The sequence below is a fragment of the Geobacillus sp. LYN3 genome (assembly GCF_003064505.1).
GTDB lineage: Bacteria > Bacillota > Bacilli > Bacillales > Anoxybacillaceae > Parageobacillus_B > Parageobacillus_B toebii.
In genome coordinates, this window is the sequence record NZ_QCWL01000001.1 from 2,620,250 (window position 1) to 2,634,329 (window position 14,080).

Sequence of the window (14,080 nt, forward strand, 5' to 3'; positions counted from 1 at the left end):
CAGTAAACCGCGGCCACCTGTTCCATCACGAATGCCGTCAAAGGATAATTTTTATAAGTACAGTCATCTCATTATTATGTATATCAAAAGATTCGAGATGGATCGCCGCTTGCTGTCGATGCTCACGAAGCCATTGAACAATGATATCCTTATCTTTTATCGTTCCGCTGTAATCAAAAAACAACTTTACTTCCTCGCTTAACACTTCAATGGAAATGCTCATATGATTTTCGTCATGCTTATCCGCTTGTTGTTCCATTAAATTCAAAAAATTGCTGCTCCATGTTGTTAAATCTTCGTCATAAGAGGATAAATCACATTCATCCCCAAGCACTTCATATTCTAATGAAATAAGCCGTGTTTGCCAATTATAAGTCATCATCCATTCCGCAAATTGTACCGCTTTTAAATTGGTAAGTTTCGTTTCCTGCTGCATATCGCCAATAATTTCATCAATAATTTCGTAAACTCGCTCTATTTTATTTAGCGTCAAATTCCCTTTAATAAGCTGAATTTTATTCAGCCAGTCGTGGCGGGAATGACGCAATACATCCACTATTCTCCATTGCTTTTCCATTCGTGTTCCACTATCCTCCACTATTTTTCCATCCGTAGCGTTCTATTCATCAATCACGCAACTTGATCGATCGTCCATTTATCTTTACTATAGCATTTTTCTACAAGAAACGTGAATGCTTTTTCACGCTTTTCTGAAAAAACAAAAAGAAAACTCTAACCAAGACAAGGTTAGAGTTTCTTTCTCATTTGCTTATGCTTCTTTGCTAACAGGATATACGCTTACTCTTTTGCGGTCACGGCCGAGACGTTCGAAACGAACGATGCCGTCAATTTTCGCATAAAGCGTATCATCGCCGCCGCGGCCAACGTTCAATCCTGGATGGATTTTCGTACCGCGTTGACGGTAAAGAATCGAACCGCCAGTGACGAATTGGCCGTCAGCGCGTTTTGCGCCAAGGCGTTTCGCAATGGAGTCACGTCCGTTTTTTGTCGAACCTACCCCTTTTTTCGATGCGAAAAATTGGAGATCTAGTCTTAGCATCTATGTCACCTCCCGCTATCGTTGAATAACGCGAATATATTCTCCGTAATCACGTTCTATCGTTTGTAAAGAAACGAGCATCGCTTCAAGGAGGAGCTGAACTTTCTCTGCCGTTGCTTCATTTTCAATAACAGGAAGCTCGCAGCGGAGATAGCCGCCATTTTCTCCTTGTGTAATATGCGGTTGAACGTTCGTTAACGCGATGATCGAATTGACCGCGCCAAACGACACTGCAGATGCTCCAGCACAAACGATATCTTGCCCATGGTTTGCAAAATTCGCATGTCCTTTTATCGTAAATGCGCGAATTTTGCCTTCCTTTGTGCGCTCAATTTCTACTTTAATCATCCCAAATGCCTTTATGCATTAATTTTTTCAATTACTACTTTTGTGTAAGGCTGACGGTGGCCTTGTTTGCGACGATAGTTCTTTTTCGCCTTATATTTGAAAACGATAATTTTCTTTTGACGGCCGTGTTTTTGTACTTTCGCCGTTACCGTTGCCCCTTCTACTGTAGGGTTGCCGATTTTTACTGTTTCGCCGCCTACGAATAATACTTTGTCAAACGTTACCGTTTCGCCTTCTTGGGCGTCGATTTTTTCGATGTAGATTTCTTGTCCTTCTTCTACTTTAATTTGTTTACCGCCAGTTTCGATAATTGCGTACATGAATTGCACCTCCCTATATAGACTCAGACTCGCCAGCGACAAGGCGGTTCGGGATGCCGAACGCTTTATAAACCCGCGCTGAGCGGTTGTAGTACGGGTGCTAAAAATACGTTGCACCGTCTTTTGTCCGTTTTCGCGAACGGTACAAAATTGTCTACAACACGTGAAATAGTACCATAATACAACTAGAACTGTCAATACATTTAACATTTTTCCCATGAAATCTCCCACCTCTAAAGGAATGGAGGTGGGAGAGGTTCATCAAATTCATTCATATATAAACAAGATTTCCCAGTTTCTCGTTTGATTGTTTTTCAGAAAAAAATACATGAAGCAACTCATTTTCATCCAATGTTACTCGCTCATGATTGCGCTTTGTAACAACAATAGAATGTTTCTGTCCACGGTAAAAGTTTTGCAGCACTTGAATAATCGTCTCTTCCTCAGAAACATGAATAGTCCGTAATTTCGCATAGCTTCCTCGTTTTCCGTAATAGCGCTCGAGTAAAAACCGCATCATCACATAATGGCGATGTCTCCACTCTTTCCATAACGAAATAAAGAGAAATATCATCATGATCCACAAATCAAATTGCTGCGGCTGCAACAATAGAACACTGCTGAAAAACAACATAAGTGCTACAAATGACAGAATGATCATTTTTTTATGCGCTTCACTAAAAGGAAAGTAGCGGGTTAATGCAAGGAATAGCAGCTTTCCCCCATCCAACGGCCAAATAGGCAGTAGATTAATAAAAAGAAGCGCGACATTGTAATGAGCAAATAAACTCCATCCTTCGTCCGTCATAAAACCCGCTTTCCATAAAAAAAACGCAATACCCATCAGCCAAAGGTGTTGCACTGGTCCAGCTAGCGTTACAATAAGTTCTTCATGAAACGGACGATTTCCGTGTTCCTCTACTTCGGCTACCCCCCCAAACGGAAGCAGTAAAATTTGTTTGATGCGCCATGAAAAAAAAGCAGCAGCAACAGCGTGTCCAAGCTCATGAATCAACACGATAAGAAATAAAAGAAACAATTGCTTAAAATGCGCGGTGATCACCGCAATACCACCAAACAGCCATAATAGCGGATGTATATGAATTTTTGTAAACAATGTGACATACTTACTCAAAGGAAATCACCTGAATCGGATCAATAAAATGATCTCCTTGTTTAATGGCAAAATAAAATACCGCCTTTGTTTGATCATGGCTGTTCGTCATCGCTGTTCCGACTTCCTTGCCCGTTTCTACAAAATCGTACAGTTTTACGGCAATCGTACCTAAGTTGCCATACCATGACTCGCTTCCATCTGCATGTTGAATGATTACGGTTTTCCCAAGCTTCTCCTTGGTGCCAGCAAATATAACGATTCCTTCATTCACTGCTTCCACTTTCGCATTGCTAGCTGTCTCTACCATAACCCCTTGACCGTTTTTCTTAAAACTTTCCAGAACTCGTCCTGATGCAGGAACGGCATATTGTTTTGGCATTGTTTTTGTTTGTTTTTCTGTAGGAATTAGCGCAAGCGGCTCGCCAAACTGCTTTTCATACCATTTTGAAACGGCAGCAAATTGAAATTCTTTCTCCATCGTATTTTTCACAAACTGACGGGCTGGCTCTAACGAATCAGATGGATTTTTAAATAAAATGGCTGTTACTAAAACAAGACAGGCGGAAAGAAGCATTTTCAAAATAAACGTTTCTTTGTTAAAGATTGGATGTTTCTCTTCATCAAATGGATAGCGATCATACGTCACTACTGGCTGACCGTATCGTTCTTCATCTGTGATCGCCCACAATTCCTGATGTGATGTCCCAAAATGCTGCCTTTCTTTTCTCCGTTTTTCAATTCGCTTACGAATTTCTCGAGCGCGTCGATTCATTATTCCTCACCATCCCTCCCAAACATAGTTTGTACTAGTTTATTAGACAACCTTGGAAGATATGATAAATAAAAAAATCCCTGCTATTTTGATCAGCAGGGATTAACGTACGCCAAATAATTTTTTAATTTTCGAGAAAATTCCTTTTTGCTCATCTTCCAGCGGCTGCAGCGGGATGGACTCTCCGAGAATTCTTCGCGCAATATTGCGATACGCAATCGATGCTTTGCTGTTCGGGTCAAGAACGATTGGCTCCCCTTTATTGGAAGCTTTGATGACGTTTTCATCATCGGCAATAATTCCTAATAAATCAATGGATAAGTGCATGACGATTTCGTCGACATCAAGCATGTCTCCGTTTTTTACCATATGGCTGCGAATGCGGTTAATGATAAGCCTTGGTGGCTTTATATGTTCCTCGTTTTCTAGTAAACCAATAATCCGGTCAGCATCACGCACTGCCGATACTTCCGGCGTTGTTACAACAATTGCTTCATCCGCTCCCGCCACGGCATTTCTATAACCTCGCTCAATACCTGCCGGGCAATCGATTAACACATAATCATAGTCTTGCTTTAACTCATCCACCAACTGTTTCATCTGCTCTGGAGTGACCGCGGATTTATCGCTTGTTTGCGCGGCAGGCAATAAATAGAGATGATCATCAAATCGTTTATCTTTTACTAACGCTTTTTGCACGGTGCAACGGCCTTCCACAACGTCAACCAGGTCATAAATAATGCGGTTTTCTAACCCCATTACAACATCGAGGTTACGCAACCCGATATCTGTATCCACAAGACAAACTCGCTTTCCAAGTATGGCCAGCGCTGTTCCAACGTTTGCAGTTGTTGTCGTTTTTCCGACGCCACCCTTGCCTGATGTAATGACGATAGCTTCTCCCACTGTTACACTCTCCCTTCTAACCGCGTCAAGTTCGGCCTCAAATGCATAAGCAGCTGCAAGCGATCCACAACAATTTGATTATGATCATCGATATATGCGCATTCCATTTCATTCCGCTCATCCGTTTTGTAATCGGGCGCCCGATTCATCACATCGCTGATTCGCAGTTGTGTTGGCTTCATAATGGATGCGGCGATGACCGCTTCTTTATTTCCGTAATATCCGGCATGAGCAATTCCCCGCAATGCTCCGAGAATAAAAATATTTCCGCCAGCAATAACGGTTCCTCCTGGATTGACGTCGCCAATTAATAAAAGATCTCCTTCTACGTGCAACACTTGACCCGAACGAACAATTTTTGAAACTGACACAATTTCCGTTTTCCGTTTCCACTCTAGCGCTTCTTTCTTCGTTATCACATTGCTTTCAATCGATTCGACGACCAAATTTTTTTTGCGGCGAATTAATGTGCGCAATTCTTCTTCTTGTTCCGGAGTTAAATAACGATTTCCAACTTTGAGATGAACAGAAACGAGCGGACCGTCCGATTCTGCCTTTTCGCTTACCGTTAGTTTTTCTTCCAGTTCTTTTAATAGATCATCATAGGAACACGTGTCATCGAGATGCAACGTTAGTCCATCTTTCGTCCCTTTAATCGTTATATATTGTTTTGGTTTCGTCACAACGTTCACCTCAACGAATAATTCTACAAAAAACATTCATTTTCCTTTTTTACTCTTCCCGCTCAAAACGTTTGATTTTTACTAACCATTGTTTCAATGGGTATGAAAGTAAAATAAGAAACACGGCATTTAACAACAACGTTGGCCATAATCTTTCAGAACAAAATGCTTCAAAAGGCATATCGGTTCTTCCAATGAGCAGTTGAATTCCATATACATATAATTCAAGAATGGTGATAGAAAGAAGACTAAGAAAACAAGCGATTAACCAATGTTGATAAAACACTTTCATCGCTTTCGATACTATGTAAGCGATTAAAGTAAATGCAAATGCATAAACCCCAAGCAATTCCGTATATACACAATCATAAAGCACGCCAAAAATAAACCCGTAAACCATCGCACGCGTTTTTCCTATATAAATAGTGGTAAAAACAAGAAAAACAAGAAAAAAGCGCGGTACAAAAAAATAATGCATATACAGCTCGTTCTTTGGCCACAAATCAACAAAAATGCTTTCACTAACAAAACATAAAACGGCAAGGAAAGGAAGCGCCCATTTTTTCATTTTGCTTCCTCCCTCTCCTCAAATGTCTCATCAATTTTTCTTTTTACAATAATCACGTCATCAATGTCATAAAAATTAGCTGCTGGTTTCACGTAAACCATTTTTGTCAACCCGTATTGATCTGGCACTACTTCCATCACTTCGCCAATGACAAGGCCTTTTGGGAAAATTCCGCCAAGTCCGGATGTTAACACTTTTTGTTTTTTCTTGATTTTTGCATCAAAAGGAATTTCTTTTAACAACAACGCTCTTCGTTTTTCATCATATCCTTCGATTAATCCAAAGACATTTTCCTTTCCTTGTACATATGCAGAAATTCGATTTTTTTGATCCGATGCACTCAACAATTGAATCGTGGAAGTAAATTGGGCGGCATGCTGCACTTTTCCTACTAGCCCTTCTGGTGTAATCACCGCCATATCTTTCTTTACACCATGCTGCTGGCCTTTATTGACGATGACCGTTTCTTGCCAACGGTCTGGGTTTCTTCCAATAACAGTCGCCTGAATTGGAACAAAATCACGCAAGCTTTCTTTTTTATTTAAAAGAGCACGAAGCCTTTCATTTTCTTTTTTCAATGTTTGCACTTGCGCTTCTAAGGATACATATTCCTCGAGGCGTTCTTTTAACAGCTTGTTTTCTTTATATGTATTCCTTATATCATTCACATTCTCAAAGAAGCCCGCAACGAGTTGTGCGGGCTTATGGAAAATTAGCTGGACAAAACCGGTTGTATCTTTTAAAAACTGCTCAGACCATGTCAGTTCATTGCGATCTTTTAAGGAAAAACCAATCAATGCCACGAGGATAATAATACTGACAAGCAATAAAATGAGCCGTTTGTTTAAAAAGAACTGTGGCATGATGTTGACACCCTCTTACCGTCAGCGATGGCTTCTCGCTTTGTTTTTAAATAAATCGATATGATCTAACGCTTTTCCTGTTCCAATTGCTACACAATCGAGCGGATTTTCAGCAACAATAACAGGCATATCCGTTTCTTTGCTGATGACTTTATCGAGATTGCGCAATAATGCGCCTCCGCCTGTAAGCACGATGCCGCGGTCCATAATATCGGCAGCTAATTCCGGCGGTGTCTTTTCTAACGTATTTTTTACGGAATCAACAATCGCATAAACCGTATCATGCAATGCTTCTGCAATTTCCTCTGCGCTAATTTCAATGGTCTTCGGAAGTCCTGTCAATAAGTCACGGCCACGGATTTCCATTTTTCCAATTCCTTCTGCATCCCCTGCCGAGCCGATTTCGACTTTAATCGCCTCCGCTGTCCGTTCGCCAATCATTAAATTATACGTTTTGCGGATATAGTGAATAATTGCCTCATCCATCTCGTCACCAGCGATGCGAATCGATTGGCTCGTGACGATGCCGCCGAGAGAAATAACCGCAACTTCTGTCGTACCACCGCCGATGTCAACGACCATGCTTCCCGTCGGTTCCCATACTGGAAGGTTTGCACCGATCGCTGCAGCAAACGGCTCTTCAATCGTATAGGCATCACGAGCTCCCGCCTGACGCGTCGCATCGATGACAGCGCGCTCTTCTACAGCGGTAATCCCATACGGTACACATACCATCACGTACGGTTTCCCTGCAAAAAATCCTTTATTTGTCGCTTGTTTAATGTAATGTTTCATCATCGTCGCCGTTGTCTCATAGTCGGCGATCACCCCGTCTTTCATCGGACGAAGTGCGACGACATTTCCAGGAGTCCGACCAATCATATTTTTCGCTTCATTACCGACAGCGACAATTTGTTTCGTATCTTTTTGCAACGCAACAACAGATGGTTCTCTAACAACAATTCCTTTTCCTTTTACATACACGAGCGTATTTGCTGTTCCTAAATCGATGCCAAGGTCTCTTGTCCCAAATCCAAACATACTCTATATCTTCCTTTCTGAAACGAAATGCTTTTATAACGATCCGCTAAATTTGTCGAATTTACCCATGTTGTTGTTTCAATGTTTTGTACGACACCGCCCAAAACATGATAAAAACTCATAGTTGTTATTATAACTTATTCGACAAAAAATGAGAACTACTACACATATCCTTTTTCTTTCAGACTAACGAATTTTTGATCACCAATAATGAGGTGGTCTAACAATTCAATCCCAATAATCCGACCGCATTCGGCAAGGCGTTTCGTCACATCAATATCTTCTCGACTTGGAGTTGGATCGCCGGAGGGATGATTATGCACACAAATAATCGAGGCAGCAGATCGCTTGATCGCTTCTTTAAACACTTCACGCGGATGAACGATAGAGGCGTTTAAACTGCCAATAAATATTGTTTTTCGATGAATCACTTGATTTTTTGTATTTAAATAAATAGCGACAAAATGTTCTTGGGACAAAAAACGCATATCTTCCATGACATATTTTGCTCCGTCTTCTGGGGAACGAATCACATATCTCTCATTGTAACTAAGTCGGCTAATTCGTCTGCCAAGCTCGATTGCCGCCAAAATTTGAACCGCCTTCGTTGTCCCAATTCCTTTAATGCTTGTTATTTCTTCAATCGTAGCATCTTTTAACAGCCGAAGTCCTTCAAAATGCTTAAGCAAGCGATGAGCAAGCTGCAATACCGATTCTTCCTTTGTTCCTGTCCGAAGCAAAATGGCAAGCAGCTCGTGATCAGCCAAACTTTCCGGACCAGAAGAAAGAAGCCGTTCACGTGGGCGGGCATCCTTTGGCACATCGCGAATCATAAACGTCATCGTATTTTATATTCACTCCTTTTTTTCTTTTTATCAACCGAAAAAAGTTACCAACCAAGGCGCTTCAGCTCACGCACTGTCCGTGACAACGGCAGCCCGACAACGTTAAAATAATCTCCCTCAATACGTTTGACAAATAAAGCAGCACGTCCCTGAATACCGTACGCTCCCGCTTTGTCCATCGGTTCTCCTGTCGCAATGTAATCGAAAATTTCTTCTTCTGTTAAATCCCAAAAAAACACCTTTGTCTTTTCCACAAACAATGATTGACCGTTTGGGGAAAGAATGGCTACTCCTGTTAGTACATGGTGTTCATTGCCTGACAACATGCGCAGCATGGCCGCTGCTTCTTCTTCTGTTTTCGGCTTTCCTAAAATGTTATCTTGATAAACGACGACCGTATCCGCCCCGATGACGTACGAATGAGGATAGTGATCGGCAACAGCTTTTGCTTTACGATAGGCAAGCAGCTGTACGGCTTGTTCCGGGGACTTGGCTTCATGAATTTGCTCATCAATGTGGCTAGCGAGGATTTGAAAGCGGAGGTTAGCTAATTCAAGCAGCTGTTTTCGACGAGGGGAACTTGAAGCTAAAATCAACTGTTTCATCCATATCACCCTTTTGCATTCGTTTCAAATCGGAAGATACACATGTATCGTACCAAATTTTGCGATTCAACACAATTTCTCAAAGTCGAAAAAACGCGAAAAAAAAAGAAGCCCGCTAGCTTCGCAATGGGAAAATGGCAATATACGATTTTAACGCTTTTAACAATTCTTGTTGCGTTTTCTGCAGCATCGCCTCTTGTTTACTTGTTTTATAAACAGTTAATGAATAATATGCTTTTTTTATGTGAGAAACGTATTGCTTTATATGATCGTCGTTAGGAACCGTTTTGGATATAAATTGTTGATAATCATTCTCTAGCTTTTTCCAATCATCTGTGTTTATATCTCCTTTTCCCAACAAAATAGCGGAAATAGCAGCCATTTGCGCGTATAACGTTTCTCCTGCTTTTATTACTGGCTTGCGTTGGTCGCTGTTATTTACAAACGATAGCGATTTTACGTATGTACTTTGTGCCTTCTGTTTATACAATTCATTTACCGCTTGCAATTGTTGTTTATCATTTGCAACACCAATAAACAAAGCAACTGGTTTTTCTCCAACAGCTACAACAGGAATGGAGGAAGATTGGAGTTTTTTGGCATAGGCAGCCGCTGCTTCTCGATCCGTAAATACTCCTGCTTGAATCACGCTGACCGTAAATGGAGAAATAGCAGCCTCATTAGCAGATTTCGTGGCTGGATTTGTCGAAGTTTTGGACTCTATCGGAATCGGCAGCGCCGTTTCCATCGTTTGCGGTGAATGAGTTTTTTGCTTTGGAATCACATTTAATACGATGAATCCAAAACATGTTCCAATAATGATCGCCATCGCGATTGAAAAAATAGCAGATTTAACCCGTGCGTTGAACGCGCCAGTAATTGGCGAGCGCTGTTTACGTTTCTTTTTCTTTTGTGGTTGGAAAGAAACAAATGCCCCTGACTCCGCCTCCTTTTCTTTTTCCAAAACACTCTCTATATGTTTCGGCTTATCCGTAGTAAACGGCTGCTCTTTTCCGTTAATTTTCACCGTAATTTTTTGCCCATGCTTGTCCATTATGTCACCATCCTTATTCTTTCATTTCTCGCCTATCTTATCATAAACAAAGAAAAAAAGAACAAGACATTTGTCGTCTTGTTCTCGGATAATTTCGGCAAATTTTGCTATTATCGGTCACGTATTTGCTGAACAGACAATGCTTCGACAGGAACTTCCGGCGATTGCTCCGAATAAGTGCACAGCTGTTCGCCATCCATTACTGCTGCGATGACGGTTGCCCCTCAGGAATGATTTCTGTTAGTGGATTCCGCTTTTTGCTCGGAGGGGGAACGTCTATTTGCGGCAGCATATTTTGCAATTTTGCTAATTTCGGATAATAAAATGCGCTGACCGTTACCGAATAGGTTAACGGATTCACTTCTGTATCTACCGATGTCAATTCCGGATTTCCAGTAAAAGACAGCGATTCAATCGACACAATGCGGTTAAGATTTTCAAGCGTCTGTAAAAAACGCTCAAGCTGATAGTATGACGGGGATTGCACCGTCAATTGCACCGTCACTTTTTTTAATCCGTCCGGCAGCCTAGAAGAAGATTGTTCTGTCTTTGATGATGCATCCGTTTTTTGCTGCTCTCCTGTTGCATTTTCCTCTTCATTAAAAGTCATGCTAGAAATCGTGCTGTCCGAAACTACTTCTGCTTTTTCCAGATCAAGTAATAGCTGTTCTGTAAGCGGCTTGACCGGTATCTTTTTTTGAAGCTCCACGACACTTTCCGGCAAACTGGACTTTTGTTTGGCAATCTCTGCTCTTGTAGCAGCCAATATTTTTTTCTCACTTGCCACCGTATTGTTTAACTCTTCAATTTGTTGGTAACGCGGATAAAGCATATAAAAATAAAGGCCGATAATTGCAGCGCCAAGAACTGTAAGCATAAGAACAAAAACGAAAAGCTGTCGTTTTGAGAAACGTACGGTCATGATTGTTTCTCCTTTTCTTCTAGCGCTTGTTTACGAATATGCATTTCATATTGCGCGAGATAACGCGGTACTACTTGTTCTTCGGTTGTCCCTTGTTCATCGCTTTTTTCGTTTGCATTCACCGCAGTAAGACTTTTCAGTTGCACATCGGCAATAAATTTTGCGTCCGACAGCCGTTTTAAATAATAGGCCGCTTGCTCGCTTGTATCAAATTGCACCGAAACCGTTACCGTTCCATCCTCAGCATAGGAAAAGTTCATGATAAATCCGCGTTCTGGGAGCAATTTCGTCATGTTGCGCAAAAGAGGCACCATTTTAAGCGGGTAATCTTTCGCCCATTGCACTGTTTTATCTAATTCTTCTATTTCTTTTACAGATTGCATATCCGCAAGCTTCTGCTGTTCGATCGCTTGAAGCGCCTGCGTCTGTTTCAGCTCTTTTTCTAGTGAGTCGATTTGCGTCTCCGCTCTGTCGATAAGAACATAAAAAACAGCCGCGGCAATCAAGACAATCGCAGTTATGATCACTGTGATAAAAAGAAAGACAACATTTTTCGGTTCTTTTTTTGGCAGTAAATTTATCTCAACGATCATCGTCATTTCCCTCTTTTAATCCAAGTCCCCATGCGAGATGATAGCGCACATCCACTGCACTTGCCATCGCAGCCGAAAGCTGTTCTACAGGAACGTCCAGCCGTTCTTGCAGCGCTTGATAAATATGGGACAAACGCGGATGATCCCCCATTAGAAATACACGGGTAATTTGCTGTTTTCCTTGATGGATGGAAAAGGAATAGAAGCTCATCATCCGTTCCATTTCTTTATATATATCTTCAAACGGATCAACGAGCTGTTGATCTTTCTCCATATTTATTTCTTCATACTGCTCCAGCAAAAGATGGCGCATAAAAACAGGTTTATGTTCATCAAATGCGCTAACATTGACAGAAGATTGATCAAACTGAATAAGCAAAATATGATCGTCTTTCTTCACTTGATCGGCCATATAAAAAAGACGATATGCACATAGTGGAGAAACATCAGCAGCTATCGGGCGAAGTTTTACATCTTCTAAAAGCTGCGCATAACTTAACACCGAATCTTCTGGAGCAGCGAATAACAAAACAGCGGTCGCTTCCTGCGTCTTTTCCAAAACAATGTAGTCAAACACCGGATTATCAAACGGCAACGGAATCGTTGTTCCTAATTCCATAAACAAATAACTGCGAATTTCATCTTCTTCCAAATCAGCAGGAAGCGGAATTCGACGAATAATAACGAAGGGATCTGGCACAATGAAACGAACGCGGCGTTTTTTTAATTTCCATTCATCAACACATTCTTCTAAAATCATTTCTAATGTCTCGCGATCGATGATTTTTCCGTCATGAATAATTCCTTTTGGAAGATGGTGCTCTCCCCATTTATGAACGGATAATGGGTCGTTTGGCTTTGTCTCTACATATCGAATGACATGGTCTTTTATTACTAGATTCGCGACTTTATGCCTTGGCTGAAACAGCGTAAACATATTCATGTTTTCCCCTCATATCAAAAGAAAATCATTTGCTTATACCATTCGACGATGTCTTGTCCAAAAAAATAGGCCGTTAATGACCCAAGAACGATCGCCGGACCGAACGGCATCGGCTCCCGGCGCCGGACTTTGCCAAGCGCCATGCCAATAAGCCCAATTACGGTTCCATAAAACGTGGAAAAAAAGAACGCAAGCAACACCGTTTTCCATCCAAGCACAAATCCAAGCAGCGCAAACAATTTAATATCGCCGCCGCCCATGCCGCCTTTGCTGATGACGGCAATGAGGAAAAGCAGCAAAAAGCCAGCCGCCGCGCCAACAAGCGCATCCCGCCATGGAATGAACGGAATAAACAGCCTCTCTAAAAGAAATATCGCCGCAAATACAAGCAGCACTTTATCGGGAATAATCATGTAGCGAATATCGGAAACAAAGATAATCATCAATAACGAAATGAGCGTCCAGCATACGATCAATTCTTTTGACCATCCCACCAAAAGCGGCGAAATCGTAAAAAGAATCGCTGTCGACAGCTCCACAAACGGATAAAGCAAAGAAATTCGCTTCCCGCATCCCCGGCACTTTCCGCCTTGCCACACGTATGACACAACAGGAATAAGTTCCCGCGCCGTAAGCTGCCGCTTGCAGCGCGGGCAATGCGAACGAGGAAACACAATCGACTCTCCCACCGGCACACGAAGACCAACAACGTTAAAAAACGAGCCGAGGAGGAGGGAGTATAAAAATATAACCAACATCATGTCTTTAAAACTATTTAAGTTTTACGTCGCTTCTTTCTAATTCATTAACATCTTTTTCACCATCAATATACTTAAAGCTACCATCTGAATCTACTAATTTAACTTTATATGTTAAGTTTTCACCACCAGTTTCTTTCTTATTATTACTATCTATCAATTTAGTTCTTTCTACTACCACCAAGCTTTTATCCGCATCATACTTTTTTGATTTTTTTCCTGGTGATTTCGGAATTTTTTCAAGATATCCTGCATCATATAGTTCTTTCATAGTAAACTCATTTTTATTTTCATCAAATCCTCCAGAAGATATTGCGAGCCTTGCAGCATTAGCTAATTGCTGTGCGTTCGCGATATGCGCATCTTTTTTCGAGTTGTCGATAATGGCGCCGATCGCCGTAATCGCAATTGCCGCGATAATCCCCAAAATGACGACGACGGCAAGCAATTCAATCAATGTGAGTCCTCGTTCGTTTTTCAAAAATCGTTTCATCATCGTAATACCCCTTTCCCTATTTTTTTGTGTTTATCACACTTTTTTCCTAACTATTTTACCACGATTTATAGATCTATGAGAATATATTCCTTACAATTTATCTTTACAATTTATCTTTTTTGCCGAGAAGACCCTCACCTCTAAGCGGAGCATAGGTGGGGGATGAATCGGCATTTTTTGTTTTTT

Annotated in this window: 19 protein-coding genes and 1 other annotated feature; all 19 genes read right to left on the reverse strand. The window is 41.3% G+C overall.

Features of this window, described 5'->3' with window-relative positions:
- Nucleotides 1-37: 37 nt before the first annotated feature.
- The 19 genes from DCC82_RS13765 to DCC82_RS13860 all read right to left on the reverse strand — a co-directional run bounded on the left by DCC82_RS13765 (nucleotide 38) and on the right by DCC82_RS13860 (nucleotide 13,894).
- On the reverse strand, nucleotides 38-577 hold the full coding sequence (locus DCC82_RS13765; RefSeq protein ID WP_108430394.1) for a sporulation initiation phosphotransferase B: 540 nt from the start codon (nucleotides 575-577) through the stop codon (nucleotides 38-40).
- 192 nt (nucleotides 578-769) lie between these two features.
- Nucleotides 770-1,060 (reverse strand): 50S ribosomal protein L27, encoded by a 291-nt coding sequence (rpmA, locus tag DCC82_RS13770; protein ID WP_015864647.1) that lies wholly within the window; start codon nucleotides 1,058-1,060, stop codon nucleotides 770-772.
- Nucleotides 1,061-1,075: 15 nt separating this feature from the next.
- Entirely contained in the window at nucleotides 1,076-1,408 is a 333-nt protein-coding gene (locus DCC82_RS13775) for a ribosomal-processing cysteine protease Prp (RefSeq protein WP_015864648.1), read from the reverse strand.
- Between the two features lie 11 nt (nucleotides 1,409-1,419).
- Nucleotides 1,420-1,728, reverse strand: a complete 309-nt coding sequence (gene rplU, locus DCC82_RS13780; RefSeq protein WP_015864649.1) for a 50S ribosomal protein L21 — start codon at nucleotides 1,726-1,728, stop codon at nucleotides 1,420-1,422.
- 15 nt (nucleotides 1,729-1,743) lie between these two features.
- Nucleotides 1,744-1,826, reverse strand: a sequence feature (ribosomal protein L21 leader region).
- Between the two features lie 173 nt (nucleotides 1,827-1,999).
- Entirely contained in the window at nucleotides 2,000-2,863 is an 864-nt protein-coding gene (locus DCC82_RS13785; RefSeq protein WP_097354796.1) for a M50 family metallopeptidase, read from the reverse strand.
- On the reverse strand, nucleotides 2,856-3,617 hold the full coding sequence (locus DCC82_RS13790; protein ID WP_089097955.1) for a M23 family metallopeptidase: 762 nt from the start codon (nucleotides 3,615-3,617) through the stop codon (nucleotides 2,856-2,858). Before DCC82_RS13790 ends, DCC82_RS13785 begins: the two co-directional genes overlap by 8 nt.
- A 102-nt stretch (nucleotides 3,618-3,719) precedes the next feature.
- A complete protein-coding gene (gene minD / locus DCC82_RS13795; protein WP_015864652.1) occupies nucleotides 3,720-4,523 on the reverse strand; it encodes a septum site-determining protein MinD in 804 nt (267 codons plus the stop codon).
- Between the two features lie 2 nt (nucleotides 4,524-4,525).
- Nucleotides 4,526-5,242, reverse strand: a complete 717-nt coding sequence (gene minC / locus DCC82_RS13800; protein WP_015864653.1) for a septum site-determining protein MinC — start codon at nucleotides 5,240-5,242, stop codon at nucleotides 4,526-4,528.
- Between the two features lie 13 nt (nucleotides 5,243-5,255).
- Entirely contained in the window at nucleotides 5,256-5,774 is a 519-nt protein-coding gene (gene mreD / locus DCC82_RS13805; protein ID WP_062753055.1) for a rod shape-determining protein MreD, read from the reverse strand.
- Complete coding sequence (gene mreC, locus DCC82_RS13810; protein ID WP_062677146.1) at nucleotides 5,771-6,637, reverse strand: rod shape-determining protein MreC; 867 nt, start codon at nucleotides 6,635-6,637, stop codon at nucleotides 5,771-5,773. Before mreC ends, mreD begins: the two co-directional genes overlap by 4 nt.
- A 21-nt stretch (nucleotides 6,638-6,658) precedes the next feature.
- On the reverse strand, nucleotides 6,659-7,678 hold the full coding sequence (locus DCC82_RS13815) for a rod shape-determining protein (protein WP_108430395.1): 1,020 nt from the start codon (nucleotides 7,676-7,678) through the stop codon (nucleotides 6,659-6,661).
- Nucleotides 7,679-7,839: 161 nt separating this feature from the next.
- On the reverse strand, nucleotides 7,840-8,520 hold the full coding sequence (gene radC, locus DCC82_RS13820) for a RadC family protein (protein ID WP_062677145.1): 681 nt from the start codon (nucleotides 8,518-8,520) through the stop codon (nucleotides 7,840-7,842).
- 47 nt (nucleotides 8,521-8,567) lie between these two features.
- Nucleotides 8,568-9,128, reverse strand: a complete 561-nt coding sequence (locus DCC82_RS13825; protein ID WP_081188787.1) for a Maf family protein — start codon at nucleotides 9,126-9,128, stop codon at nucleotides 8,568-8,570.
- 115 nt (nucleotides 9,129-9,243) lie between these two features.
- Nucleotides 9,244-10,182, reverse strand: coding sequence for a stage II sporulation protein B (locus tag DCC82_RS13830; RefSeq protein WP_233252998.1), 939 nt, complete (start codon nucleotides 10,180-10,182; stop codon nucleotides 9,244-9,246).
- A 199-nt stretch (nucleotides 10,183-10,381) separates the two neighbouring features.
- Nucleotides 10,382-11,104, reverse strand: a complete 723-nt coding sequence (locus DCC82_RS13840; RefSeq protein WP_108430397.1) for a pilus assembly protein PilO — start codon at nucleotides 11,102-11,104, stop codon at nucleotides 10,382-10,384.
- Entirely contained in the window at nucleotides 11,101-11,697 is a 597-nt protein-coding gene (locus tag DCC82_RS13845; protein ID WP_062753065.1) for a PilN domain-containing protein, read from the reverse strand. Before DCC82_RS13845 ends, DCC82_RS13840 begins: the two co-directional genes overlap by 4 nt.
- On the reverse strand, nucleotides 11,687-12,640 hold the full coding sequence (gene pilM / locus DCC82_RS13850; protein ID WP_108430398.1) for a type IV pilus biogenesis protein PilM: 954 nt from the start codon (nucleotides 12,638-12,640) through the stop codon (nucleotides 11,687-11,689). Before pilM ends, DCC82_RS13845 begins: the two co-directional genes overlap by 11 nt.
- 14 nt (nucleotides 12,641-12,654) lie before the next feature.
- Nucleotides 12,655-13,401 (reverse strand): prepilin peptidase, encoded by a 747-nt coding sequence (locus tag DCC82_RS13855; RefSeq protein ID WP_108430399.1) that lies wholly within the window; start codon nucleotides 13,399-13,401, stop codon nucleotides 12,655-12,657.
- A gap of 10 nt (nucleotides 13,402-13,411) precedes the next feature.
- Nucleotides 13,412-13,894 carry a pilus assembly FimT family protein gene (locus DCC82_RS13860; RefSeq protein WP_097354805.1) on the reverse strand — a complete coding sequence of 161 codons (483 nt, stop codon included), beginning with the start codon at nucleotides 13,892-13,894 and terminating at the stop codon, nucleotides 13,412-13,414.
- Between the last annotated feature and the right edge of the window lie 186 nt (nucleotides 13,895-14,080).

Excerpts from the sequence above, each read along its gene's own strand:
- DCC82_RS13855 (WP_108430399.1), bottom strand. The coding sequence starts at position 13,401 with ATGATGTTGGTTATATTTTTATACTCCCTCCTCCTCGGCTCGTTTTTT.
- DCC82_RS13845 (WP_062753065.1), bottom strand. The coding sequence starts at position 11,697 with ATGATCGTTGAGATAAATTTACTGCCAAAAAAAGAACCGAAAAATGTT.
- mreC (WP_062677146.1), bottom strand. The coding sequence starts at position 6,637 with ATGCCACAGTTCTTTTTAAACAAACGGCTCATTTTATTGCTTGTCAGT.
- DCC82_RS13815 (WP_108430395.1), bottom strand. The coding sequence starts at position 7,678 with ATGTTTGGATTTGGGACAAGAGACCTTGGCATCGATTTAGGAACAGCA.
- DCC82_RS13825 (WP_081188787.1), bottom strand. The coding sequence starts at position 9,128 with ATGAAACAGTTGATTTTAGCTTCAAGTTCCCCTCGTCGAAAACAGCTG.
- rpmA (WP_015864647.1), bottom strand. The coding sequence starts at position 1,060 with ATGCTAAGACTAGATCTCCAATTTTTCGCATCGAAAAAAGGGGTAGGT.
- pilM (WP_108430398.1), bottom strand. The coding sequence starts at position 12,640 with ATGAATATGTTTACGCTGTTTCAGCCAAGGCATAAAGTCGCGAATCTA.
- mreD (WP_062753055.1), bottom strand. The coding sequence starts at position 5,774 with ATGAAAAAATGGGCGCTTCCTTTCCTTGCCGTTTTATGTTTTGTTAGT.
- rplU (WP_015864649.1), bottom strand. The coding sequence starts at position 1,728 with ATGTACGCAATTATCGAAACTGGCGGTAAACAAATTAAAGTAGAAGAA.
- DCC82_RS13790 (WP_089097955.1), bottom strand. The coding sequence starts at position 3,617 with ATGAATCGACGCGCTCGAGAAATTCGTAAGCGAATTGAAAAACGGAGA.
- DCC82_RS13830 (WP_233252998.1), bottom strand. The coding sequence starts at position 10,182 with ATGGACAAGCATGGGCAAAAAATTACGGTGAAAATTAACGGAAAAGAG.
- DCC82_RS13765 (WP_108430394.1), bottom strand. The coding sequence starts at position 577 with ATGGAAAAGCAATGGAGAATAGTGGATGTATTGCGTCATTCCCGCCAC.
- DCC82_RS13860 (WP_097354805.1), bottom strand. The coding sequence starts at position 13,894 with ATGATGAAACGATTTTTGAAAAACGAACGAGGACTCACATTGATTGAA.
- DCC82_RS13775 (WP_015864648.1), bottom strand. The coding sequence starts at position 1,408 with ATGATTAAAGTAGAAATTGAGCGCACAAAGGAAGGCAAAATTCGCGCA.
- radC (WP_062677145.1), bottom strand. The coding sequence starts at position 8,520 with ATGACGTTTATGATTCGCGATGTGCCAAAGGATGCCCGCCCACGTGAA.
- minC (WP_015864653.1), bottom strand. The coding sequence starts at position 5,242 with ATGTTTTTTGTAGAATTATTCGTTGAGGTGAACGTTGTGACGAAACCA.
- DCC82_RS13840 (WP_108430397.1), bottom strand. The coding sequence starts at position 11,104 with ATGACCGTACGTTTCTCAAAACGACAGCTTTTCGTTTTTGTTCTTATG.